The organism is Cryptosporangium japonicum, assembly GCF_039524755.1.
Taxonomy (GTDB): domain Bacteria; phylum Actinomycetota; class Actinomycetes; order Mycobacteriales; family Cryptosporangiaceae; genus Cryptosporangium; species Cryptosporangium japonicum.
On the sequence record NZ_BAAAGX010000006.1, the window covers coordinates 720,970 to 743,614 of the forward strand.

The 22,645-nt window shown below is 71.0% G+C and carries 22 protein-coding genes; 11 read left to right on the forward strand and 11 right to left on the reverse strand.

Going from position 1 to position 22,645, the window contains the following annotated elements; genetic code table 11:
• Positions 1 to 186: 186 nt before the first annotated feature.
• From ABD437_RS08270 to ABD437_RS08280, 3 genes are read left to right on the forward strand one after another with little or no spacing between them, the layout of a single operon-like run.
• Positions 187 to 615 (forward strand): hypothetical protein, encoded by a 429-nt coding sequence (locus ABD437_RS08270; RefSeq protein ID WP_344648134.1) that lies wholly within the window; start codon positions 187 to 189, stop codon positions 613 to 615.
• A complete protein-coding gene (locus ABD437_RS08275; protein WP_344648135.1) occupies positions 609 to 833 on the forward strand; it encodes a helix-turn-helix transcriptional regulator in 225 nt (74 codons plus the stop codon). The genes ABD437_RS08270 and ABD437_RS08275 overlap by 7 nt, the downstream gene beginning before the upstream one ends.
• Positions 830 to 1,804 carry an NAD(P)-dependent alcohol dehydrogenase gene (locus ABD437_RS08280; RefSeq protein ID WP_344648136.1) on the forward strand — a complete coding sequence of 325 codons (975 nt, stop codon included), beginning with the start codon at positions 830 to 832 and terminating at the stop codon, positions 1,802 to 1,804. The genes ABD437_RS08275 and ABD437_RS08280 overlap by 4 nt, the downstream gene beginning before the upstream one ends.
• Here ABD437_RS08280 and ABD437_RS08285 read toward each other — a convergent pair.
• Entirely contained in the window at positions 1,794 to 3,743 is a 1,950-nt protein-coding gene (locus tag ABD437_RS08285; protein WP_344648137.1) for a serine/threonine-protein kinase, read from the reverse strand. The two genes, ABD437_RS08280 and ABD437_RS08285, sit on opposite strands and share 11 nt — an antisense overlap.
• 231 nt (positions 3,744 to 3,974) lie before the next feature.
• Here ABD437_RS08285 and ABD437_RS08290 point away from each other — a divergent pair, with 231 nt between their 5' ends.
• On the forward strand, positions 3,975 to 5,474 hold the full coding sequence (locus ABD437_RS08290; RefSeq protein ID WP_344648138.1) for an FAD-binding oxidoreductase: 1,500 nt from the start codon (positions 3,975 to 3,977) through the stop codon (positions 5,472 to 5,474).
• A 140-nt stretch (positions 5,475 to 5,614) separates the two neighbouring features.
• Positions 5,615 to 6,486 (forward strand): IS5 family transposase gene (locus ABD437_RS08295; RefSeq protein WP_425558112.1). Its coding sequence is split into 2 segments (ribosomal slippage): positions 5,615 to 5,999 and positions 5,999 to 6,486, totalling 873 coding nucleotides; the frame shifts between segments, so codons are not numbered across the junction.
• A 19-nt stretch (positions 6,487 to 6,505) separates the two neighbouring features.
• Here the strand turns inward: ABD437_RS08295 and ABD437_RS08300 are convergent.
• Together ABD437_RS08300 and ABD437_RS08305 are read right to left on the reverse strand one after the other, a co-directional pair.
• On the reverse strand, positions 6,506 to 7,162 hold the full coding sequence (locus tag ABD437_RS08300) for a response regulator (protein WP_344648139.1): 657 nt from the start codon (positions 7,160 to 7,162) through the stop codon (positions 6,506 to 6,508).
• On the reverse strand, positions 7,159 to 8,382 hold the full coding sequence (locus tag ABD437_RS08305) for a sensor histidine kinase (protein WP_344648140.1): 1,224 nt from the start codon (positions 8,380 to 8,382) through the stop codon (positions 7,159 to 7,161). Before ABD437_RS08305 ends, ABD437_RS08300 begins: the two co-directional genes overlap by 4 nt.
• Before the next feature lie 131 nt (positions 8,383 to 8,513).
• Here ABD437_RS08305 and ABD437_RS08310 point away from each other — a divergent pair, with 131 nt between their 5' ends.
• Positions 8,514 to 9,212, forward strand: a complete 699-nt coding sequence (locus ABD437_RS08310) for an ABC transporter ATP-binding protein (RefSeq protein ID WP_344648141.1) — start codon at positions 8,514 to 8,516, stop codon at positions 9,210 to 9,212.
• The gene (locus ABD437_RS08315; protein WP_344648142.1) at positions 9,205 to 9,969 is read left to right on the forward strand and encodes an ABC transporter permease; all 765 of its coding nucleotides are present in this window, start codon (positions 9,205 to 9,207) and stop codon (positions 9,967 to 9,969) included. The genes ABD437_RS08310 and ABD437_RS08315 overlap by 8 nt, the downstream gene beginning before the upstream one ends.
• Before the next feature lie 65 nt (positions 9,970 to 10,034).
• Here the strand turns inward: ABD437_RS08315 and ABD437_RS08320 are convergent, their stop codons facing one another.
• From ABD437_RS08320 to ABD437_RS08340, 5 genes are read right to left on the reverse strand one after another with little or no spacing between them, the layout of a single operon-like run.
• A complete protein-coding gene (locus ABD437_RS08320; RefSeq protein ID WP_344648143.1) occupies positions 10,035 to 10,517 on the reverse strand; it encodes a hypothetical protein in 483 nt (160 codons plus the stop codon).
• Between the two features lie 6 nt (positions 10,518 to 10,523).
• Entirely contained in the window at positions 10,524 to 11,693 is a 1,170-nt protein-coding gene (locus ABD437_RS08325) for an ABC transporter substrate-binding protein (RefSeq protein ID WP_344648182.1), read from the reverse strand.
• 26 nt (positions 11,694 to 11,719) lie between these two features.
• Entirely contained in the window at positions 11,720 to 12,313 is a 594-nt protein-coding gene (locus tag ABD437_RS08330) for a GTP-binding protein (protein WP_344648144.1), read from the reverse strand.
• A 13-nt stretch (positions 12,314 to 12,326) separates the two neighbouring features.
• Positions 12,327 to 12,749 (reverse strand): roadblock/LC7 domain-containing protein, encoded by a 423-nt coding sequence (locus ABD437_RS08335; RefSeq protein WP_035869809.1) that lies wholly within the window; start codon positions 12,747 to 12,749, stop codon positions 12,327 to 12,329.
• Positions 12,746 to 16,075, reverse strand: coding sequence for a sensor histidine kinase (locus ABD437_RS08340; protein WP_344648145.1), 3,330 nt, complete (start codon positions 16,073 to 16,075; stop codon positions 12,746 to 12,748). Before ABD437_RS08340 ends, ABD437_RS08335 begins: the two co-directional genes overlap by 4 nt.
• Positions 16,076 to 16,320: 245 nt before the next feature.
• Between ABD437_RS08340 and ABD437_RS08345 the strand changes: the two genes are divergently transcribed.
• Both ABD437_RS08345 and ABD437_RS08350 read left to right on the forward strand, forming a co-directional pair.
• Positions 16,321 to 17,007, forward strand: coding sequence for a response regulator transcription factor (locus ABD437_RS08345; RefSeq protein WP_344648146.1), 687 nt, complete (start codon positions 16,321 to 16,323; stop codon positions 17,005 to 17,007).
• Between the two features lie 274 nt (positions 17,008 to 17,281).
• Positions 17,282 to 17,731 carry a hypothetical protein gene (locus tag ABD437_RS08350; protein WP_344648147.1) on the forward strand — a complete coding sequence of 150 codons (450 nt, stop codon included), beginning with the start codon at positions 17,282 to 17,284 and terminating at the stop codon, positions 17,729 to 17,731.
• A 55-nt stretch (positions 17,732 to 17,786) separates the two neighbouring features.
• Here the strand turns inward: ABD437_RS08350 and ABD437_RS08355 are convergent, their stop codons facing one another.
• A complete protein-coding gene (locus tag ABD437_RS08355) occupies positions 17,787 to 18,998 on the reverse strand; it encodes an ABC transporter substrate-binding protein (protein WP_344648148.1) in 1,212 nt (403 codons plus the stop codon).
• Positions 18,999 to 19,219: 221 nt separating this feature from the next.
• Here ABD437_RS08355 and ABD437_RS08360 point away from each other — a divergent pair, with 221 nt between their 5' ends.
• Positions 19,220 to 20,434, forward strand: coding sequence for an MFS transporter (locus tag ABD437_RS08360; RefSeq protein WP_344648149.1), 1,215 nt, complete (start codon positions 19,220 to 19,222; stop codon positions 20,432 to 20,434).
• Positions 20,435 to 20,564: 130 nt separating this feature from the next.
• Here the strand turns inward: ABD437_RS08360 and ABD437_RS08365 are convergent, their stop codons facing one another.
• Positions 20,565 to 20,924 carry an alpha/beta fold hydrolase gene (locus ABD437_RS08365; RefSeq protein ID WP_425558114.1) on the reverse strand — a complete coding sequence of 120 codons (360 nt, stop codon included), beginning with the start codon at positions 20,922 to 20,924 and terminating at the stop codon, positions 20,565 to 20,567.
• Positions 20,917 to 21,753, reverse strand: a complete 837-nt coding sequence (locus tag ABD437_RS08370) for a helix-turn-helix transcriptional regulator (RefSeq protein WP_344648150.1) — start codon at positions 21,751 to 21,753, stop codon at positions 20,917 to 20,919. Before ABD437_RS08370 ends, ABD437_RS08365 begins: the two co-directional genes overlap by 8 nt.
• A gap of 54 nt (positions 21,754 to 21,807) precedes the next feature.
• Here ABD437_RS08370 and ABD437_RS08375 point away from each other — a divergent pair, with 54 nt between their 5' ends.
• Entirely contained in the window at positions 21,808 to 22,599 is a 792-nt protein-coding gene (locus tag ABD437_RS08375) for an SDR family NAD(P)-dependent oxidoreductase (protein WP_425558115.1), read from the forward strand.
• The last annotated feature ends 46 nt before the right edge of the window (positions 22,600 to 22,645 follow it).

Consider the following 22,645-nt stretch of genomic DNA (forward strand, 5'->3'; position numbering starts at 1 on the left):
GAACGCTAGGCAACGTCCACCCCCGATCTCTGCTCCGAACGGCGGAGTTCGCGGGGTGTACAGCAGCTGTTCGGCCGAACGGTGCCCGCTGGTCGGCAGTCCGACAGCGTGTAAAGAAGTCTTGACATCATGTCGGCTCTGCCTGACATTGGAGGTGTCAAGAATGCTTTACATCGGAGGTCGGTCGTGACGCTCACCGAGAAACGGGCGTGGATCACGTTGGTCGTCACCGTCGTCACGTACGCGGGGTACGTGGTCACGGTCCTGCGCCGGGCCGACGGGCGGACACTGGTCGACGTGCCCTACGCGGGGCCGTTACTGTCCACGATCGGCATCGCGATGGTCGCGGCGATCGTGCTGGAGATCCTGATCAGCATGGTCACGCCGAACGCGTCCCGCGTCACCGACGTCCGGGACAAGGAGATCGGCCGGCTCGGCGAGTACATCGGCCAGTCGTTCGTCGCGATCGGCGGCGTCGCGGCCCTGCTCATGGCGCTGGCCGAGTGGGACTGGTTCTGGATCGCCAACGTGATCTACCTGAACTTCGCGCTGGCCGCCGTGTTGGGCGCCGTGGCCAAGGTCGTCATCTACCACCGCCCGTTCCCGGGATGGTGAAGCCGACCCGGGTCACGAACTCGATCCGCGCCCTGCGCTTCGCGAACAGCGAGATGACCCAGGCCGACCTGGCCGAACGCATCGGCGTCACCCGCCAGACCGTCATCGCCATCGAGCAGGGCCGCTACTCGCCCTCACTGGAGATGGCGTTCCGCATCGCCCGCGTGTTCTCGGTTCCCCTCGACGACGTTTTCCACTACCCGGAGGAGACGCCATGAAAGCGTGCATCCGCTCCGTCTACGGTTCCGCCGACGTGCTCCAGGTCCGCGACGTCGAGTCGCCCACCCCGGCCGGCGACGAGGTGCTCGTCCAGGTCCGGGCCAGCAGCAACGATCGCGGGGTCTGGCACATGATGACCGGGTTTCCCCTCGTCGTGCGGCCGGTCATCGGCCTGCGTGCCCCGAAGGTCCAGGTGCTGGGCCGGGCCTTCGCCGGGGTGGTGACCGCGGTCGGCTCGGCCGTCACCCGGTTCTCCCCCGGCGACCAGGTGTTCGGCACCACGAACGCGGGCAGCTGGGCCGAGTACACGGTCGCGCCCGAGCGTCTGCTCGCGCCGCTGCCGCCCGAGGTCTCGTTCGAGCAGGGCGCGACCGTCGGCTGCTCCGGCACCACCGCGTTACAGGCCGTCCGCAGCGGCGGCGTACGCGCCGGGCAGCGCGTGATGGTGATCGGCGCGGGTGGTGGGGTCGGCTCGTTCGCGGTGCAGCTCGCCGCCCTCCGCAGCGCCGGCGTGACCGCGGTGTGCGGCGCCTCGAAGCACGACCTGGTGACGTCGCTCGGCGCCGACGAGGTCGTCGACTACACCCGCGAGGAAGTGGACGCGCGCGGGCCGCGGTACGACGTCATCGTCGACTGCGCCGGCAACCGGCCGCTGTCGCTGCTGCGCAAGGCGCTGGTGCCGGGCGGCACGCTGGTGTCGGTGGGCGGCGAGGACCACCCGGGCCGGTTGATGCAGGGCTTCCAGTGGCAGCTGGTGCGGCCGATCGCCGGGGTGTTCGTCCGGCGCCGGGTCCGCAGCGTCGTCGCGCGCGAGGGCGGCGAGGACCTGGTCGAGCTCGGCCGGCTGATGGCGGCCGGCGAGCTGACACCCGCGATCCCGCGGACGTACTCGCTCGCCGAGGCGCCGGAGTGCATGCGTTACCTGGCCGAGGGCCACCCGGCCGGCAAAGTCGTGATCGCTATTTCGTGAGCGAGCCCAGTGCGGCGCCGAGGCCGATGCTGATCGCGGCCACGAGGAGCACCACGATCGCCAGGACGATGACGACCCGATGCGGGACACCTTCGTCCTCGGTGGCGTCGTCGGGGTGCGATTGCGAGCGCGAGGTGCGCTGCTGGGAGCGGAGTTCCTTGCGCCGCTCGGCCCGGCCGCGACGGGGTGGCCCGTCGGACGAGTTACGCGCGGTGCCGGGCTCCACCCCCGGCGCCGGACGCAGATCCAACCCGGACGCGACGTCACTCCCGTAGGGCGGCTGGGCCTCCGGCCCGGAGTCGTTCCCGTAGGGCGGCTGCGGGTCGAGCGCGCGGTGCGAGCCCGAGCCGGCGTCACCGCGGTACGGCGGTCGATCGCCGGTGGACGGGTACGGCGGCTGGCCGGCCGCCGACGGCGGAGGCGTGTCGTACCCGGGGTACGAACCCGACGGTGACCGCACCCCGGACGGCGTCCGGGATCCTGGCGGCGTCCGGGTCCCCGGCGGCGGAGAGCCCAGCACGGGATGCGAACCGGACACCGAGTACGCCCCGGAGGCCGGCGGGTCGGACGCCGGCGGACCGGACGTCGGCGGGGCCGAGACCGGCGGACCCGACACCGGCGGTCCGCCGACCGGAGGCGCCGACACCGGCGGAGCGGAGAAACCCGAGAGGGACGGCGCCCCGGACATCGACCCGGCCACCGGTGAGGCGCCGGACACCGGTCCCCCCGAATGCCGCCCCGATCCACTTCCCGGCGGTGGGGTCACCGGCGGCGACGTCTCCGACGGCGTACCGAAGAACGCGTTGGCGTCGAACGGGCGCGCGTCCCCCGGCCCGCCGAACCCCGGCGTCGTCAACCCACCCGGAGGAACCCCGTGCCCGAACGACGACAACGGGTTCGGCGTCTCCGGCTGGTGCGGTTCCGACGAATAGGACTCCGGCACCGCGAGATGCCCCGGCGGCGGCGTCCGCAACTGCAGCGAGGCCGCGTCGGCCTGCGACCGCCTCGGCGTCGACCGGACCCGCGTCGCCAGCGAGGCCTGCGCGCCCCGCGTCGTCATCGCCATCACCGCGCGCACGTCGTCGTCCACCCGCAGTGGCGTGTCGGCGTGAGCCGACCAGCTCGACCCGAAATCGGCCACCGCCGCCGTCGCGAGCGCCAACGCGAACGCCTTCGCCGACTCCGGCCGCGCCGCCGGTTCCTTCTCGAGCGCCTGCCCGACGACGGCGGCGATCTGCGGCGGCATCCCGGCCGGCAGCTCGGGCCGCATGTTCAGGTGGTGGTGCAACATCGCCGAGAACGGCAGGTCGAGCGAGAACGGGGTCCGGCCGGTGAGCATGTGGTAGACCAGCCCGCCGACGGCGTACACGTCGGTGGCCGGCCCGACCCGGGAACCCAGGATCTGCTCGGGCGCGGCGTACGCCGGCGTTCCGACGAGCGTCCCGGTGGTGATCGACGATCCCTCGAACAGCTTCGCGATGCCGAAGTCCGTGACCTTGACCGCCCCGTCGCCGGCGAACAGGACGTTGTCCGGCTTGATGTCCCGGTGCACGATGCCGCGCTGGTGCGCCGCGTGCAGCGCGTCGGCGATCGCCAGACCGATCGCGCACGCGGCTTCGGGCCGTAACCCTTCGGCGATGCGCGAAGTGAGCGTGCCACCCGGAAGGTGTTCCATGACTATCAGACAGAGACCGTCACTTTCCGCGTAGTCGTGCACGCGGACGACATGCGGGTGGTCGAATACGGCCATCACTTGCGCTTCGGCGAGAAATCGCCGTTCCACATCCGGGCCGGAAATCGTCAGAATCTTGATTGCGACGGGTCGTCCGAGGCGCCGATGTCGGCCCTCGATGACCAGCCCGAAGCCTCCGCGACCCAGCTCGGCTCCCACCTCGTACTGGGGTAGCGCGGCCGTGAGCTGGGCCCGGTCGAAAAGCATTCGATGGATCCCATCACGTCGAACGGTTATCTACTGCACTACTCGTTGTCTCGATGAAACACCATCCGGTGAGCGCTTTCAGGAGAATTCCGGTTCCAGCGAGGTGCGTTACAACACTTCACCGCGTTATTGCTCAGCTACGCGTCAGTACTATTACGGAAAGTGATTAGCGGCGCGCAATTCCCCTGATTTCGCACTTCTTGGAGTGCGTGGGGGTGGCACAGTGGGGCCGTGACCGGTTCCGCGCTGTCCCGCCGTGGTTTCCTCGCGCTGGGTGGCCTCGCCGCCGTGGCCGCCTGCACCGAGACCAAGGCGGTGCGCACCGCCACCACGGCCCCGTCGGCCGCCGCGTCCCCCACGGCCGCCCTCGACCTCCCCGGTCTGCGCACGGCGTTGACGGGCCAACTGCTGCTTCCGGGCGACGCCGGGTACACCACCGCCGCCCAGCCGTTCAACGTCGCGCTCGGCACCCGCAAGCCGGCGGCGATCGCGAAAGTGGCGAACGTCGACGACGTGCGTGCCTGCATCACCCGCGCCGGTGGCCGGGGCGTGCCGCTCGCCGCCCGCTCCGGCGGTCACAGTTATCCCGGGTACTCCACGCCCGACCGCGGTGTCGTCGTCGACCTCGGCGCGTTCCACACGATCACGGTGAAGGACGACGGCACCGCGGTCGTCGGCGCCGGAGCGCGGTTGATCGACGTCTACACCGCGTTGGCCGCGCGGGGCCGTGCGCTGCCGGCCGGCTCGTGCCCCACCGTGGGCGTCGGCGGCAGCACGCTCGGCGGCGGGCTCGGCGTGGTCGCCCGCCCGTACGGCCTCACCTGCGACCACCTGCGTGCGGCGACGATCGTCACCGCCGACGGCGAGGTCCGCACCGTCGACGCGAACCGCGACGCCGACCTGTTCTGGTCACTGCGCGGTGGCGGCGGCGGGAACAGCGGCATCGTCACCGAGTTCACGTTCGACACCGTGCCCGCGCCCGCCGTCACAATCTTCACGCTGCGGTTCCCGGCCGCGTCCAGCGCGCGGGTGCTGGCGGCCTGGTCGGCGTGGATGGCCGCGGCGCCGGAGCGGTTGACCGCGCTGTGCGCCGTGACCGCGGCCGGCACCCCGACGAACCGCGTCACCGGCACCTGGACCGGCGCGGTCGCCGGGCTCTCCGCCCAGTTGAACGCGTTGATCTCCGAGGTCGGCGCGGCCCCGACGTCGCGCACCACGCACACGTACGACTACCTCGACGCGATGAAGTCGTTCGGCGGCTGCCTGAGCAAGACCGCGGCCCAGTGCCGCCCCGAGTCCGCCGGCGGGGTGCTCCGCCGGGAGACGTTCCGCGCCACGTCCCGGGTGGTCGGGAAACCGATCGACCGCTCGACGGCGAACTCGGTCGTCGACGTGATCGGGCGCCAGTCCGGGATGGTGCTGCTGTTCGATTCGCTCGGCGGCAAGGTGGGGGCGCTCGCGCCCGGCGACACCGCGTTCGTCCACCGGCGGGCCCACGCCACCGTGCAGGTCTACACCGGTCGCGCGAACGGCGGCCCCGCGGTCAATGCCGTGCAGGCGGCGCTGCGCCCCCTGGTGGGCACCGGCGCGTACGTGAACTACCTCGATCCGCAGCAGACTGACTGGGCCACCGCCTACTACGGCGCCAACCTGCCCCGGCTGCGCACGACCGTGCGCCACTTCGACCCCGACGGCGTCTTCACGTTCCCGCAGTCGGTGCTGCGGGCCTGACCGGCAGCGACACCCACCGGCCCGCCGTCTCCGCGTGCGGGTGCAGCGCGCGGCCCCGCCCGTACGCGACGAGCGCCGCCAGCCGGGCCAGCGCGGCGGCTAGGCCGTGTTTGAAAAGCGTCTCGGTCGTTGGGTGATGTGTGGCTCGTGGTGATCTGACGAACGCCGAATGGGAAGTCCTGTCGGCGGTGTTACCGCCGGCGAAGCCGGGTGGCAGGCCGCCGCGTCCGCGGCGGCAGGTCATCGACGGGATCCGGTGGCGAATCCGCACCGGCGCGCCGTGGCGGGACCTGCCGGAACGGTATGGGCCGTGGGAGACCGCGTATGGGCTCTTCCGGGACTGGCAGCGCGACGGAACATGGGCGCGGATCGTGTCCGATCTGCAGTCCCGGGCGCAGGTGCGTGGGCTGATCACCTGGGACGTGTCGGTGGACTCGACCGTGGTCCGGGCCCACCAGCACGCCGCAGGCGCCCGTAAAAGGGGACTGAACAAAAACAACCGCCCGGAGGCTGCTCCACAGAGCCCAACGACCATGGCCTGGGACGGTCACGCGGCGGGCTGAGCACCAAGATCCACCTCGCGGCCGAGGCCGGGCAGCGACCCCAGGCGCTGCTGATCACCGCCGGGCAAGCCGGCGACGCCCCGCAGTTCCAGCCTGTCCTCGACGCCATCCGCGTCACCGGACGAGCAGGCAGGCCCCGGACCCGGCCGACACGCGTGCTGGCCGATAAGGCTTACGGATCTCGCGCCAACCGCATCTACCTGCGCCGACGCGGGATCCGCGCCACGATCCCCGAACCGGCTGACCGGGTCAGCCACCTCAAACGCCGCGGCCGCGACGGCGGCCGGCCACCCGCGTTCTGTCCCGAGACCTACAAGCAGCGTCACGCGGTCGAGTGCGGGATCAACCGCCTTAAGCGATACCGCGGCGTGGCCACCCGCTACGACAAGCTCGCCGTCCGCTACCTGACCACCCTGATGATCGCCGCGATCAACGAATGGCTGCGCTGACCAGCAATTCAAACAGCCCCTAGGTGTTCCGGGCGGTGATCAGGCCGCTCTCGTAGGCGGCGATGACCAGTTGGGCGCGGTCGCGGGCGGTGAGTTTGTCGAGCAGGCGGCCGATGTGGGTTTTCACGGTGGCCGCGCTCAGGTGCAGGCGGTCGGCGATCTCCGTGTTCGACAGGCCGCGCGCCACCAGGAGCAGTACCTCGCGCTCGCGCGGGGTGACGCCGTCGAGGGCCGGGGTGGGGAGCGGGCGTTCGGCCTCGGCGAAGCGGGCGATCATCCGGCGGGTGATCGTGGGGGCGAGGAGCGCGTCGCCGCCCGCGACGACGCGGATCGCGGCCAGGAGGTCGGCCGGTGGGGCGTCCTTGAGCAGGAATCCGCTGGCGCCGGCGCGGAGGGCGCCGTAGACGTACTCGTCGAGGTCGAACGTGGTGAGGATCAGGACGTGCGCGCCGGGTACCCGTTCGCAGATGCGACGGGTGGCCGCCACCCCGTCCAGTTCGGGCATCCGGACGTCCATCAGCACCACGTCGGGACGCAGGCGCACGGCGAGCTCGACCGCCTCCAGGCCGTTCCCCGCCTCGCCGACCACCGTGAGTCCCTCCGCGGTCTCGACCAGCAGCCGGAAACTCCCTCGCACCAGCGCCTGGTCGTCCACCACCAGCACCCGGATGCTCATGCGCTCTCCTCCCCGGCCGACGCGACGGCCGACGGGACGGCCGCCGTGCTGCCGGCGGGCAGGGTGACCAGGAGCTGGAAGCCCGGCCCGCCCGGGCGCGGGCCCGCCTCCAACTCGCCGCCGAACAGCGCCGCCCGCTCGCCGAGGCCGACGAGGCCGTGCCCGCTCGGAGCGGGCGGCGGATGCGGCGCGATCGGGCCCTCGTCCTCGACGAGGATCCGCAGGGTGCCGCCGGCCTCCGAGAGCACGACCCGGCACGTGGTGGGCCCGGCGTGCTTGACCACGTTCGTCAGCCCCTCCTGCACCACGCGGTACGCGGCCAGCTGCACGGCGTCGGAATAGTGGCGCGGATCCACCCGCACGTCGGACGAGACGCGCACCCCACCCGCGACCGCCAGCTCGACCAGCGCGGGCAGGTCCGCCAGGCCGGGTGTCGGCGCGAACTCGGCATCGGGGGTGCGCAGGACGCCGAGCAGCCGGCGGATGTCGGTGAGCGCGCCCCGGCTGGTGGCCTCGATGACCCGGAGCGCGTCCTGCGCCGCCTCCGGGCGCTGCGCGACGACGTGGTTCGCGACGCCGGCCTGCACCGCGATCAGGCTCATGCTGTGCGCCACCACGTCGTGGAGCTCACGGGCGATCTGCAGCCGCTCGTCGGCGACGACCCGCTCCGCGTCCCGGCGACGGGACTCGGCCGCGGCCGCCCGGCGCTCACGCATGACCACCCCGGCGACCCAGAACCCGGCGTTGACGAACCACACGTACGTGGCCACCGCGACGGCGGACGCCAGCGTGCCTCCCTCGGCGCCGGACGCGATCAACGTGCCCGCGCTGAACACCAGCGTCGCCGCGAACGCGCCGACCACCCACCGCCAGCTGGAGCGCAGCGCGATCACGTACAGCACGGTCGCGGTCGGGAACCACGGCTCGAGCGTGATGTCGAGCAACGTGGCCGTGACGAGCCCGGCGGCCGAGACCGCCCAGGCCGCCTCCGGCCACCGGCGACGCACCGCGACCGGGACGCCGATCACGAGCGCGACCAGCACGGCCAACCAGGTGGGCCCGCCGAAGTGCGGCTGGTCGGGCGGGAAGTCGGCCGGGTCGAACGTGCCGAACGCGATGTACAGAGCCACGTAGAACACGGCCGCGGCGACGTCGACGCCGACGAGCACCGCGTCGTTCACGCGTGGGGAGCGCACCACCCTGCGCAGCGCCGAAGTCACCGGCCGACCGTATCCAGCGCCCCCGACGAAAACATCCGACCGGGGCATGTCATCCCGGGGGCGGACCCCGCCGTCCGCGCCCCGACTCTGGTCCGATCCGCCCGGCGCCGACACCGTCCACGGTGGAGACCATGATTCGCATCGACCAACTCACGAAGCGGTACGGCCGTACGCTCGCCGTCGACCGCCTCTCGTTCACCGTGCCGCCGGGGCAGGTCACCGGCTTCCTCGGCGCGAACGGCGCGGGCAAGTCGACGACGCTGCGCGCCATCCTCGGACTCGACCGGCCGACGTCCGGCCACGCGCTCGTCCACGACCGGCCGTACCCCTCCTACCGCCACCCGCTCAGCGTGGTGGGCGCCGCACTCGACGCCTCCGCCACGCACGACGGTCTCCGCGCCCGCACCCATCTGCTCGCGCTGGCACGCAGCAACGGCATCGCGGCCCGGCGCGTCGACGCCGTGCTCGACGAGGTCGGGCTGGGAAACGTCGCCCAGCGCCGGGTCCGCGCACTCTCGCTCGGCATGAAACAACGGCTCGCGATCGGCGCCGCGCTGCTCGGCGACCCCGAGGCGCTGCTGTTCGACGAACCCCTCAACGGCCTCGACCCGGAGGGCATCCGCTGGTTCCGCGCACTCGCGGCGCGGCTGGCCGGCGAGGGTCGGGCGGTGCTGATCTCCAGCCACCTCATGTCCGAGATGGCCAGGACCGCCGACCGGGTCGTGATCATCGGGCAGGGCCGGCTGCTGGCGGAGGAGCCGCTGGCCGAGCTGGGCCCGTCGCTGGAAGACGCCTACGTCCGACTCACCGAGGGAGCCACCCATGTCTGACGTCGTCTCGTCCCAATGGCTCGTGCTGCGCTCGGTGCGGTCGACGTGGTGGCTGCTCGGCGCGCTCGGGCTGCTGCTCGCCGGGTGCTGGGGCGCGGGCACGCTGATGGTGTCGGCCTGGGACGAGGCCTCCCCGGCCGACCGGGCGCTGTTCGAGAGCGCGGACATGACCGTCATCTCGGGTCCGCTGACCCAGCTGGTGCTCGGGGTGCTGGGGGTGCTGGCGGTGACCGCCGAGTACCGCACCGGCTCGATCACGACGACGCTGACCGCGGTGCCGAACCGGCTGCGGCTGCTGGGAGCGAAGACCCTCGTGGTCACCGGGCTGGCGTCGGCGGCGGCGCTCGTCGTCGTCGGGATGTCCGTGGTGTTGTCGCTGCAGATCGCCGGTGACCGGCCGACGCCGATCGACCCGTGGACGTCGGCCGGCGACATGGTGGGAACCGGGGCGGCGAACGTGGCCGTGTGCCTGGCCGCCGCGCTCACCGGGGTGGGGCTCGGTGCCGCGCTGCGCTCGTCGGCCGGTGCGGTGATGGCCGTCGCCGGGCTGCTGTTCGTCGCGCCGGTGATCGCGGTCTACCTGCCGGACCCCTGGGACCACCGGATCTCCAGCGTGCTGCCGTCGTCGCTGGCGGCTCAGCTCTCCGGCGACGACTACTACTCGCTGGGGGTGGCCGGTGCGGTGTGCGCGCTGATCGCGTACCCGGTGGTGGCGTTGACCGCCGGTGGCTTGACTCTGCTCCGGCGGGATGCCTGAGGAGGCGTGCACGCTTTGGTGGGCTCCACGTCACCAAAACGTGCACGCCTCAGGACCCGGGGCCGTCAATCCCGGGGGCTGGGGAACAGGCTCGAGAAGAACGAGCCCGGTTCTTCGGTGGTCGGCGCCACCGAGGGCGGCGGGGCCGCCGGTGAGGAGCTGCGGGAAGGCGAAGGCCGCGCGGACCGGGTGACCGGAGCCTGCACCTCCGGCGCCGGCCCGCGCGGGGCCCGGGCCGACGGTGACCTGCTGCTGGCCGGTGAGGAGGGCGGGGGAGCCGACGGCGAGCGATGAGAGGGTGCCGCCGACTCCCCCGGTATCGGTAGCGCCGAGTCCGCGTCGACACCACCGAGCATGCTGGCGGCCAGCGCCACCGTGTACAGCAGGCCACCGACCGCGGCCAGGGCCAGCACCCAGGTGAGACGCCGCTTCCGCCGTCCGCTCCGGTCCACGAAGATCGCCTGCTCGGCCGGAGCGCCGCCGCGGCGGTGACGGCCGGGCACCGCGGTCAGCACCGCGGTCTCGGCGTCGTGTGGGGAGCGAACCATCGGACCTCAGCCCTTGATCGTGGTCCAGGCCTGAGCCCAGTCCTCGTAGTCCTTGCACCTGACGTTCGTCCGTCCGTCGAGGCACGAGGAGATCGGCGTCGTCCAGTACCAGATCTTCCGCGCGTACGACGCGTCGCCGGCGTGGAACGTCTTGCAGTGGTTCGGATCAGTGGTGTACGCGCACGACTTCGCGTTGCCGGGCGACTCCCCGAAGTACTCCGCGACCTGGGCGTTGACCTGCGGGCTGACGATGTGGTCGAACCACTTGTACGCGCAGTTCTTGTGCGACGACTTCGCCCCCACCATCCAGGTGTCCGACCAGCCGGTCGCACCCTCGGTGGGCAGCACGGCCTTGATGTTCGTGCCCTCGGCCGCGGTGAGGTTCGCGATCACCTGCCACGCCGTACCGACGATCGCGTCGCCGGCCTTGAACGCCGCGACCTCCTCGGAGTAGTCGCTCCAGTACTCGCTCACGCTCGACTTCTGCTGCTCCAGCAACGCGATCGCGGCCGCGAACTGCGTGTCGTCGAGCGCGTACGGGTTCTTGATGCCGAGGTCGGGCTGGTGCTTCATCAGGTACAGCGCCGCGTCGGCGATGTAGATCGGCGAGTCGTACGCGGTCACCTTGCCGACCACCGACAGCGGCGGCGCGAAGACGGCCGACCACGACGTCGGCGCCGGCTTCACCTTGTCCTGGTGGTACATCAGCAGGTTCGCGCCCCAGCCGTGCGGGATGCCGTAGGGCACGCCCTTCACGCTGTTCCACGTCTGCTTCTTCAGGAAGCCGTAGATGTCCTTGTAGTTCGGCACCAGGTCGGTGTTCACCGGCTCGACGTCGCCGTCGGCGATGAGCCGCAGCGACGCGTCACCCGACGCCGAGATGACGTCGTACTTCCCGGTCTTCATCAGCGTCACGGCCTCGTCGGACGTGTTGAAGACCTTGACCGACACCTGGCAGCCGGTCGCCTCCTCGTACGGGGTGACCCAGTCGATCGCCGGATCGGTGCTGCCGTCCTCGGCGTAGCCCGCCCAGGACAGCACGCTCAGCGCGCCCTCTCCCGCGCCGACCTGCTCGAGCACCGGGAGCTTCGGCGGGGTGAACTCCCCGCCGGCCTCGGTGTTGTCCGAACCGTTGTCCTTGCTGTTGCACGCGGCCGCGGCGAGCACCAGGGCCATCAGGGCTGCGGTGACGCGTAAGGCCCTCACGTCAGCGCAACCGGTGCGTGCAGCGGAGCGGTGCCCCGCGACCGGAGCACGTACTCGACCAGCGCGATCAGCAGCTGCTTGGTGGAGTCCCGCCGACGGGCGTCGCAGGTGAGGATCGGCACCTCCGGCTTGATCGTCAGCGCTTCACGCAGCTCGCGGATGGTGTTCGGCTGCACGCCGTCGAAGCAGTTCACACCGACGACGTACGGCAGGCCGCACTGCTCGAAGAAGTCGACCGCCGAGAAGCAGTCCGCCAACCGGCGCGGGTCGACGAGCACGACCGCGCCGATCGCACCGCGGACCAGCTCGTCCCACATGAACCAGAAACGGTTCTGGCCCGGGGTGCCGAACAGGTAGAGGATCAGTTCCTCGTCGATCGTGATGCGGCCGAAGTCCATCGCGACCGTGGTGGTCTTCTTGCCGGCCACCGCCGTCGTGTCGTCGACGTCGACCGACGCCATCGTCATGATCGCTTCGGTCGTGAGTGGACGGATCTCGGAGACCGAACCGACCATCGTCGTCTTGCCGACGCCGAAGCCACCGGCGACGACGATCTTGGCCGACGTGGCCCGTGGGCTGGTCATGTCCATGCCGATCCCTCCCTCACAGCGCCAGCGACGTGTGCAGCTCGGAGCGCAACGCCGGCGTCAGCACCTGGCCGACACGCTCGACGAGCAGCGCCATCTCGTACCCCACCTGGCCGATGTCGCAGGCGCGGGAGGCCAGCACCGCCAGCGACGAGCCGTCGCTGATCGACATGACGAGCAGGAAGCCGGTGTCCATCTCGACGACGGTCTGGCTGACGCTGCCGCCTTCGAAGCACATCGCCGCGCCGTGCGTGAGGCTCACCAGACCCGAGGCGATCGCGGAGAGCTGGTCGGCCCGGTCGCGCGGCAGGCCGTCGGAGACCGCGAGCAGAAGTCCGTCGGCCGAGACGGCGACCGCGTGTGCGATACCGGGAACGCGGTTGGCGAAGTTGCCCACCAGCCAGTTCAGGTTCTGCGCATCGTGGCTCAGCGAGCTCACATTTCCTCCTTGGAGCCGGTCTCTGCGGGGCCGCCGGCCTGCCGGCCCTGCTCGAGACCACTGCGGTAACTGGACAGAACGCCTCGCACCGCCTCGGGTGAACGGCGAGTGGCGGGAAGAGCCTCGGAGCGCTCCACCTTGCCGGGCACGTAGTGCGCCATCGGGACGCGCTTCGGGAGCCCCGACGACGTCGTGCTGGTCGGCTGGGTTTCCGCGGCCGCCTGCGCGGCCCGCCAACCGGCGTCGGCCGGCGACTTCCAGCTTTCGATCGGTTCCGACGCCTTGAGCGGCGCCGCCGGCGCCGCCGGCACCATCGGTGCGGCCGGGACCGCGGGTGCCGTGGTCACGATCGGTCGCCCGGGCACCGACGGGGTGGCCGGGACCGCCGGAGCGGGCGGGGCCTGGCGCACGGGCGGCGCGACGAGCGTCGTGCCGTTGGCGTGATGGGTCAGCGGGGTCTCGCCCACCGTGACGTGCACCCGGGGTGCCGGGGGCTGCACTCCCGCCGCTTCCGGGACGCGCGGCAGGTTCCGGACCCGGAACCAGTCGTTCTCCGTCGCCTCGAAGATCGGCAGCGGCATCTCGATCGTCGGGTCGGGAGCCGGCTCCGGCTGAACCGGCAGCGCGTGCACCGGCAACGGCGCCAGCGCCTGCGCCGGAACCGGCCGGTCCGGGAACGGCGACCGGGTCGGGAGCGGCTGCCCCTCGGAGGGGCGCACCGGCAGCATCGGCTCCGGACGGGACTCCGCCCGGCTCGGCAGCGACGGCTCCCGCAGCGGCCGGGTGGGCAGCGGCTGGGTCGGCTGCGCCCAGCTGGCCTCGATCGGCTCGACCGGTGTGGCGTCGACGATCGGCACACCGTACGAGGTGTACGTGCCCCCCAGGGCCGAGGTCGCCGAGGGCGGAGTCTCGACGACCTCGGCGGTCCGGTTCGCCGCGGACGGCGGTGCGTCGGCCGCGGCGGCACGCCGCTCGGCGGCCGTCTGGAACCCGTTCCACGACTCCGCCCGCGCCACCGGCGCCGGCTGCCGCTGCGGAGCCGGCTGCTCCACCGGGGCCGGGGACGGTGCCGACCCGTTGCTGTGGAACGTCGTCGAGTGGGCGCCGTTCTGGGCGTCGTACTGGTAGGCCGTCGGCCCGCCGAAGCCACCGGTCGGCACGTACGACCGCGGCTCGGGCCGGTCGACCCGCTCCGACACGACCCGCTCGACCGGGCGCATCGAGACGTCACGCGGCCCGTTCGGCTGCTGGTCACCGTGCAGCACCCCGGTCGGCAGCGTGATCATCACGAGCACACCACCGCCGGCGGCGTCACGCAGCATGACCTTGACGCCGTGCCGGGAGGCCAGCCGGCCGACCACGAACAGGCCCATCATCCGCGAGACCGCGATGTCGAACACCGGCGGCTTCGCGAGCCGCTCGTTGAACTCCGCGAGCTGCGTCCGCGACATCCCGATGCCCTGGTCGATCACCTCGACCACGACCTGGTTGCCCTCGCGGCGTGCGTCCACGGTCACGTCGGTGCGCGGCGACGAGAACGACGTCGCGTTCTCCAGGATCTCCGCGATCAGGTGGACGGTGTCGTTCACCGCGCCCGAGGCGATCTGGACCGAGTCGTCGACGGAGCCGAGCTTGACCCGGGTGTACTGCTCCACCTCGGCCGCGGCCGCACGCAGGACGTCCACCAGCGGAGCCGGCTTGGACCAGCTACGACCGGAGTCCGCGCCGCCGAGCACCAGCAGGTTCTCGTCGTTCCGGCGCATCCGGGTGGCCAGGTGGTCGAGCTTGAACAGCTCGGCCAGCCGGTCCGGGTCGCGCTCGCCCTGCTCCAGACCGTCGATCAACCGGATCAGCCGGTCGACCAGCAGCTGCGAGCGCCGGGAGAGGTTGACGAACATCGCCGAGACGCTCTGGCGCAGGCGCGCCTGCTCGGACGCGACCCGCACCGCCTCCAGGTGAATCGCGTTGAACGCCTGCGCCACCTGGCCGATCTCGTCGGTGGAGCGCACGTCCAGGGTGTGGGCCACGGTCTCCGCCGAGGCCTGCTCCGCCGTCTTCGAGTCCGCTTCCTGCAGCTTGCGGACGACGTCGGGCAGGCTCTGGTACGCCACCTCCAGTGCGGAGGAACGCAGGCTCACCAGCGGGCGGATCATCGAGCGGGCCACCGCCAACGACACCAGCAGCGCCACGATCAACGCGGCCAGCGCGGCCGAGATCACGCCGATCGCCTTGCGCACCGCGTCGGACCGGAAGTCGCCGGCCGCCTGCACCGTGATCGCGTTGATCCGCGTCTCCACCGAGCGGAGCAGCTTGTTCTCGCGGTCGCTGGTCTCGAGCCAGGTGTCGAGGCTGAACGACAGCTTGTTCCCGAGGCCGGCGTTCTGGGCCCGGGTACGCAGCTGCTGATAGGTCAGCTCCTGCGTCACGGTGCTGTTGCGGATCTCCTGCTGCTTCGGGGTACCGCTCAGCGTGAACTGGGCGCGGTAGGCGCTCTCGTCCGAAACCGCGGCGCGGAAAGCACCGAACGTGTCGTTGGTGAACTGGCTGTTGCCGTCCTCCAGCGCGGTTCGCACGACGATCTGCTGCTGCCAGACCGCTTCCTTGTACTTCGCGAACGCGGCGACGGCGGTGAGCTGATTGGACAGCGTCTCGTCGCCGGCCGAGGCGGCCGCGAGCCGCTCCTTCATCTGCAGCAGGCTGGTGATGAGCTGGCCGTAGATCGTCACGGCCGCGCCCACCCGGACGCCGTTGCCCTGCCTGGCCTGGGCGAGCACCGCGGCCCGGTTGCGGGACAGCGTGCTGAACCCGCGCTTCACCTGCTCGTACTCGGAGCTGATCGGCTGGGCGATGTCGTCGTCGAGCTGCTCGTACTCGGCGAGGAACAGACGCAGGTCCTCGTCGGTGGTGCGGGCGTGCGCGGTGAAGCTCTTCAGCGTCGGGGCCTCGGCACCCTGGCCGGGCGTGGTCACGTACGCCGCCGCGGCCGAACGCTCGGTCTGCAGCACGTCGACGAGCGACGACGACTCGTTGCCCAGCCGCGCGTAGTCCTGGATGCGGTTCGCGGCCTGCGCTTCGTCGATGACCGACCGCGCGAGCACGCCGGAGAACACGAACATCGCGACCAGCGGAACCACCGTGATCAGGATGACCTTGGTCCGGATCGAGGTATTGCCGAAGAACCGGCTACCGGGCAGGCGGGTGCGTTGGTCCGAACCGCCGATCTCAGTGGAAGTTCTCTCCCCGGTCGGCGCGCCGACCGTACGGAATCGCTCCGACGAGTCCTCCTCGGGCCGCGCCGGGCTGGGGTCCAGAAGGGACGTGGACACGACTCCTCCGTCCTGTGACGAAACACTTTCGCGGAGGAATTTGACCACAACGGAATGGCGAAAGGAAAGCCGGAACGCAATTTCTGTGGCTCACCATTCACTTCATCAATTCCTCATGAATGGACTTCATGAAATCCTCATGAGGATGGTCACCGAGCGAGGCTCGACCAATACCGGGAGCGCACCGGATAACCAATTACTACTGACGGACACACGAACTCGGTATCGGCTGGCAGGATGAACCGGTGCGCGTACTTGTGGTCGAAGACGAGGCCGAGCTGGGATACGCGGTCGCCGCCGCTTTACGCGGAACCGGCATGGCGGTGGACCTGGTCGGCGACATTCCCCCCGCCGACGAGGCGATCGCCACCCATCCCTACAGCTGCGTCGTCTTCGATCGGATGCTCCCGACCGGCGACAGCATCGGCTACGTGGACGCGAGGCGGCGCGGTGGCTGGTCCACACCGGTGCTCTTCCTGACCGCGCGCGACACCGTCGCCGACCGGGTGGCCGGCTTCACCCACGGCGGCGACGACTACCTGGTGAAGCCGTTCGCGACCGCGGAACTCGTCGCACGGGTACGCAGCCTGTGCCGGCGCACCGCCCGTGACGGCGCGCAGCCCGCCCCGATCGCCCGCGTCGGCGACCTGGAGATCGACGTCAGGCGTCGGCAGATCCGGCGCGGGGGCGTCCTGCTGACGATGACCGCCAAGGAGTTCGCGGTACTCGAGGCCCTGGCCGCGGCGGACGCCACAGTGGTCAGTCGGTCGCAGCTGATCGAGCACTGCTGGGACTCCGGCACCGAGCCGATGTCCAACGTGGTCGACGTCGTCATCGCGCAGCTTCGGCGCAAACTGGGCTTTCCCGGGCTCATCCACACCGTGCGCGGCGCGGGGTACGTGCTCGAGGTGCGACAGCCGGAAGGCGTCTGACCAGCATCCGCACCAATGCACAACGGCGGAATCATCAGCCCATCTGTGCACAACTGGTCACACGGTTTACCATGCAACCATGGCTCGAGTGTCGTTACCGGGCGGTCTAAAAGACGCTCCACCCACCGAGACAACCGAACCCATACCAACAGAAACGTCCAGATCGGGCCGCCATCGGGCCCCCGAGAAGGTGACCGAGAGTCCACGACCGCGGCGCGAGCGCCCGGCGTTCTCGTCCTCACCGGCTGGTCGTGCGTTCCGGGTGACGTTGTGCTTGGCCAGCCTCGTGGGGCTGGCCTATGCGACGGTCATGGTCCTCGGCCTGCACAGACCGACCGGCCAGGAGGCCCTCGGGTTACCGACCCGCCAGTCCGGCGAGGGCGGCCAGGTCACCACGATCGGGCCGATCGACGTCCAAGCCGAGAACGAGGCACTCAACCCGTCCTCGGCGTCCCCCTCCACGACTTCCACCCCGTCGGCCACCCCGAACGGCGTCTCACCGTCGCCGGTCGCGGACCAGCCGGCGGGTGAGGCCCCGGCGCCACCGGCCGCTTCGGACTCGGGCAACGATTCGGCCGGGGCTCCACCGGCCGACGACCCCGAGCCGACCTCCGGATCCGACTCCGGTTCCAGTAGCTCCGGTTCCAGCAGCTCCGACGACGAAGACGACGACCGGGGCAAGCTCATCGACGTCAACCTCCTCGGAATCCGTATCTCCATCTGACGTACGTACGCGGCCCGCTGGGAGTGTCGGGACTCCCAGCGGGCCGTGTGCTCACTCAACCCTTGATGGACGTCCAGGCTTGGGTCCAGGCCGAGTAGTCCTTGCACTTCACGTCGGTGCGGCCGTCCAGGCACTGGCTGATCGGCGTCGACCAGTACCAGATCTGCTTGGCGTAGGACGCGTCACCGGCGTGGTAGGTCGTGCAGTGGTTCTTGTCCGCGGTGAACGCGCACGCCTTCTCGTTGGCCGGCGACTCCCCGAAGTACTCCGCGACCTGCGCGTTGGCCTTCGGCGAGACGATGTGGTCGAGCCACTTGTACGCGCACGTCTTGTGCTTCGACTTCGCGCTGACCATCCAGGTGTCCGACCAACCGGTCGCACCCTCGCTGGGCAGCACCGCGTCGACCTTCGCGCCTTCGGCCTTCGCCACGTTCGCGATGACCTGCCACGTCGTGCCGATCACCGAGTCGCCCGACTTGAACGCCGAGACTTCCTTCAGGTAGTCCGACCAGTACTCGCCCACGTTGGCCTTCTGCTTCTTCAAAAGGTCGACGGCCGCCTCGAACTGCTTGTCGTCCAGCGCGTACGGGTTCTTGATGCCCAGTTCCGGCTTGGTCTTCATCAGGTACAACGCCGCGTCAGCGATGTAGATCGGCGAGTCGTACGCGGTGACCTTGCCCTTGGTCGCCGCGTTGTCCTCGAAGACCGCGCTCCACGACGTCGGCGCCGGCTTGACGACGTCCGTGCGGTACATCAGCAGGTTCGCACCCCACCCGTGCGGCACCCCGTACGAGACCCCGTCGACGCTGTTCCACTTCTGGTTCTTCAGGAAGTCGAAGACGTCGGCGTAGTTCGGCACCAGGTCGGTGGTCACCGGCTCGACGTCACCGGCCGCGATCAGCCGCAGCGACGCGTCACCCGACGCGGAGACCACGTCGTACTGTCCGGTCTTCATGAGGCTGACCGCCTCGTCGGACGTACCGAACACCTTCGCGTTGACCTGGCAGCCGGTCGCTTTCTCGAACGGCGTGACCCAGTCGACCTTCGGGTCGTTCGACCCGTCCTCGGCGTACCCGGCCCACGACAGAACGTTCAGCGCGCCCTCGGGCTGGCCGAGTTCCTTCAAGGCCTCCAACTTCGGCGGCTTGAACCCGGAACCGGAGTCCGATGATTCGGTCTCGTCACTCGTCCCGCAGGCCGCAGCGGACAGCACCAGCGCTGCGACGACAGCGCCGGCGAACCTGCGGCTTAACGGACGGATCTTCATCGTGCCTGCCTTCTGCAGAATCTCACTCCTAACGAATAGCGGCACCTCGATGGCGAAGGGGTGCCGCAGCGCGCATCGCCTCCCAACGGTGCGCGGCGCAATTCCATCACAGCCGGAGCGAGCGAGGAAGTGGATCTCTCCAGATTGGAAAGAATTGCTTTCCTCATGAATTCTTCATGATGGACTAAATTGCGGGAAGCGGGGCCGGTAGGATTGTTGCAGTGACCAATAGATTGACGTGGCTGTTCGCGGTGGCCGGCGGCACGGCGGTCGGCAACCTGTACTGGGCGCAGCCGCTCCTCGAGTTCATCGCGCGGGACCTGCACTCGTCGCCGGGCACCGCCGGATGGCTGGTCACCGCGACGCAGATCGGGTACGCGGTGGGCATCCTGCTCGTCGTCCCGCTCGGCGACGTGCTCGACCGCCGCCGGCTGGTGCCGGTCATGATGGTGTGCGCCGCGGCGGCGCTCACCGCGTGTGCGCTGGCCCCGTCGCTCGGCACGCTGCTGGTCGCGATCGCCGCGGTCGGCGTGACGACGGTCTCCGGTCAGATCCTCACGCCACTGGCCGGCGATCTGGCCGACGACACGAACCGCGGACGGGTCGTCGGCACGGTCGTCTCCGGCCTGCTGATCGGCATCCTGGTCTCGCGGACGATCAGCGGGTTCGTCGCCGACGTCGCCGGCTGGCGCACGATCTTCGCCGCCGCGGCGGTCGTCGCGCTGGTGCTCGCCGGCGTGCTCCACCGGTCGATCCCGACGCTGCCGCCGAAGGAGCGGCTCCGGTACCCGGCGTTGATCGCCTCGGTGGGCACCGCGGTGGCCCGCGAGCGCGCGGTGCGCTGGACGCTGTTGCTCGGCGCGATCGGCTTCGCACTGTTCACGATGTTCTGGACGGCGTTGACGTTCCTGCTCAGCGCACCGCCGTTCGGTTACCCGGTGTCGGTGATCGGGCTCTTCGGACTCGTCGGGCTGGCCGGGGCGCTCGCCGCCCAGCGTGCCGGCCGGCTGCACGACCGCGGCTGGTCGCTCCCGGCCACCGGCGTCGCCTGGGTGCTGACGCTCGTCGCGTTCGTGGTCGCCGGGTTCGGCGGCCACTCGGTCGTCGCCGTGCTGGTCGCGATCCTGGTGCTCGACGTCTCCGTCCAGGGCATGCTCATCCTCAACCAGGCCCGGGTGTTCTCGGTCTCGGCCTCGGCCCGCAGCCGGCTCAACACCGCGTTCGTGACCAGCAACTTCGTCGGCGGGGCGGTCGGCTCGGCCGGGGCGTCGGTGCTGTGGTCGACCGGTGGGTGGGCGGCGGTGTCGACCGCGGGCACGGTCCTGAGCGGCGTCGCGCTGGTGATCTGGCTGTTCGGCCGCCGCGGCGCGCTCGTCGTCAGCGGTGGAACCGACACAACGCCGCAAGCGTCGCCGACGGGTTCTCCTCGGGGATGAAGTGGCCGCTGTCGATCGCCTCACCGGTCACGTCGTCGGCCCACCCGCGCCAGACCGCGAGCGGGTCGTACCACGCGCCGACGGCACTGCGAGAACCCCACAGCACCGGCGCCGGCTGCGCCAGCAGCGGTCAGTGCCAGTAGCCCAGCGCGAGCCGGTAGGAGACGCGCCCGCCCCGGTCGTGCCCGGCCACGTCGAACCGGTCGAACCCGAGACGACGCATCAGCTCGACGGCGTCCAGCGCCATCGCCCGCTTGCCGTAGGTGGCGTGGTCGGCGACCGTGCGTGGCGCGCTGCTGTCGCCGTAGCCGCGCAGATCCGGCGCAACGACCGTGAATTCTTCGGCGAGCCCGCCGAGCACCGCGTCCCACATCCGGTGGGTCTCCGGGTACCCGTGCAGCAGCAACAGCGGCGGTCCGCTGCCGCCGTGGCGCACGTTCAGCACCACCTCGCCGACGTCGATCCGCTCGGTGACGAACCCGTCAGACATGCGCGTCCCCCAGTTGCTGGGTGCCCACGACCGAGAGCAGGCGCAGGGCCTCCTCGGACGCCGAGCCCGGTACCGCGGTGTAGATGACCACCCGCTGGTCCCGGTCGGCGACGTCGAGCGCATCGCAGTTCACGGTGACCGGCCCGACCAGTGGGTGGTGGAACGTCTTGCGCAGCGTCGGGCTGGACGCGACGTCGTGGGAGGCCCACAGCGCCCGGAAGCGCTCGCTGCCGCGGTGGAGGTCGTCCACCAGGGCGCGCACCTCCGGATCGTTCGGGTACCGGGCGACGACCGCACGCAACTGCCTGGTCGACGACCGCTCGAACTCGGCGCGGTCGGACACGCCGTACAGGCTCCCGAGGAACGCGCGGCGCAGCAGGTTGCGCTCACCGCGCGGCACGGCCGAGAAGTCCTCCATCAGCGCGGCCGCCAGGTCGTTCCAGGCGAGCACCTCGTAGTCCGCGGCCGTCACGAACGCCGCCGACAGCGGGAGCCGCTCGATCAGGTCGAGGATGCTCGGCCGCACCTCACGCGGCGGGCCCGGCGGCGGCGTCGGCGGTGCACCGGCGAGCTGGTGGAGGTGGACGCGTTCGGCGTCGGACAACCGCAGTGCCCTGGCCAGACCGGCCAGCACCTCGCGTGAAGGCCGCGGGCCCCTGGCCTGCTCCAGGCGGGAGTAGTACTCGGGCGAGATGAACGCCAGCCGCGCCACCTCCTCGCGGCGCAGGCCGGGGGTACGCCGTCGCCGCCCGGCCGGGAGGCCCACCTCGGCCGGGGTGATCCGCTCGCGCCGGCTACGCAGGAAGTCCGCCAGTTCGCGTCTGTCCACGCGTCCGAGTGTGCTCCGGGGGCCGGCCCGGAGCCAGGTACCGACGGTGCCTGGATGGGCCCCACCGCCCGGAACAGGCTCGGGCCCATGAACCTGCTCGAGAACAAAGTCGCGTTCGTCACCGGCGCCGGTCGGGGCATCGGAGCCGCCGCCGCGCGGCTGTTCGCCCGCGAAGGGGCCCGGGTACTGCTCGCGGCACGCACCGAGGACCAGCTGACGGCGGTCACCGAGGAGATCCGCGCGGCCGGTGGCACCGCGGACCACGTCCGCTGCGACCTGGCCGACGCCGACGACGTGCGCGCCGCCGTCGACCGCGTGGTCTCGCTCTACGGACGCCTCGACGTCGCGTTCAACAACGGGGCGACGATCTCGCCGCCCGGGCCGCTCGACGAGGTGAGCGTCGAGGACTTCGACCGCCTCTACCAGGTCAACCTGCGCGGCCAGTGGCTGGCGATGAGCGCGGAGATCGCCGCGATCAGGGCCACCGCCGGTACCGGGGCGATCGTCAACAACTCCAGCGTCGGCAGCTTTCTGGGCAACCCGGCGCTGCCGGCGTACGGCGCGATGAAGCGGGCCGTCAACAGCCTCACCGAGTCGGCGGCGGTCACGTACGGCCCGGAGGGCATCCGGGTCAACGCGATCGCGCCCGGCAACACGCTGACCGAGATGATCCGCACCTGGGAGGCCGACTCGCCCGGCCTCCAGGAGCGGCTCGTCGCGTCCACGCCGCTGCGTCGCGGCGCCGACCCGGACGAGATCGCCCAGGCCGCCGCGTGGCTGCTCAGCGACCGGTCGTCGTTCGTGACCGGCGTGATCCTGCGCGTCGACGGCGGCGCACGCGCCTAGGGCCTGTCCTCAAAGCCAGAGGGTGAGGGTGGCGAGGTCGATCATT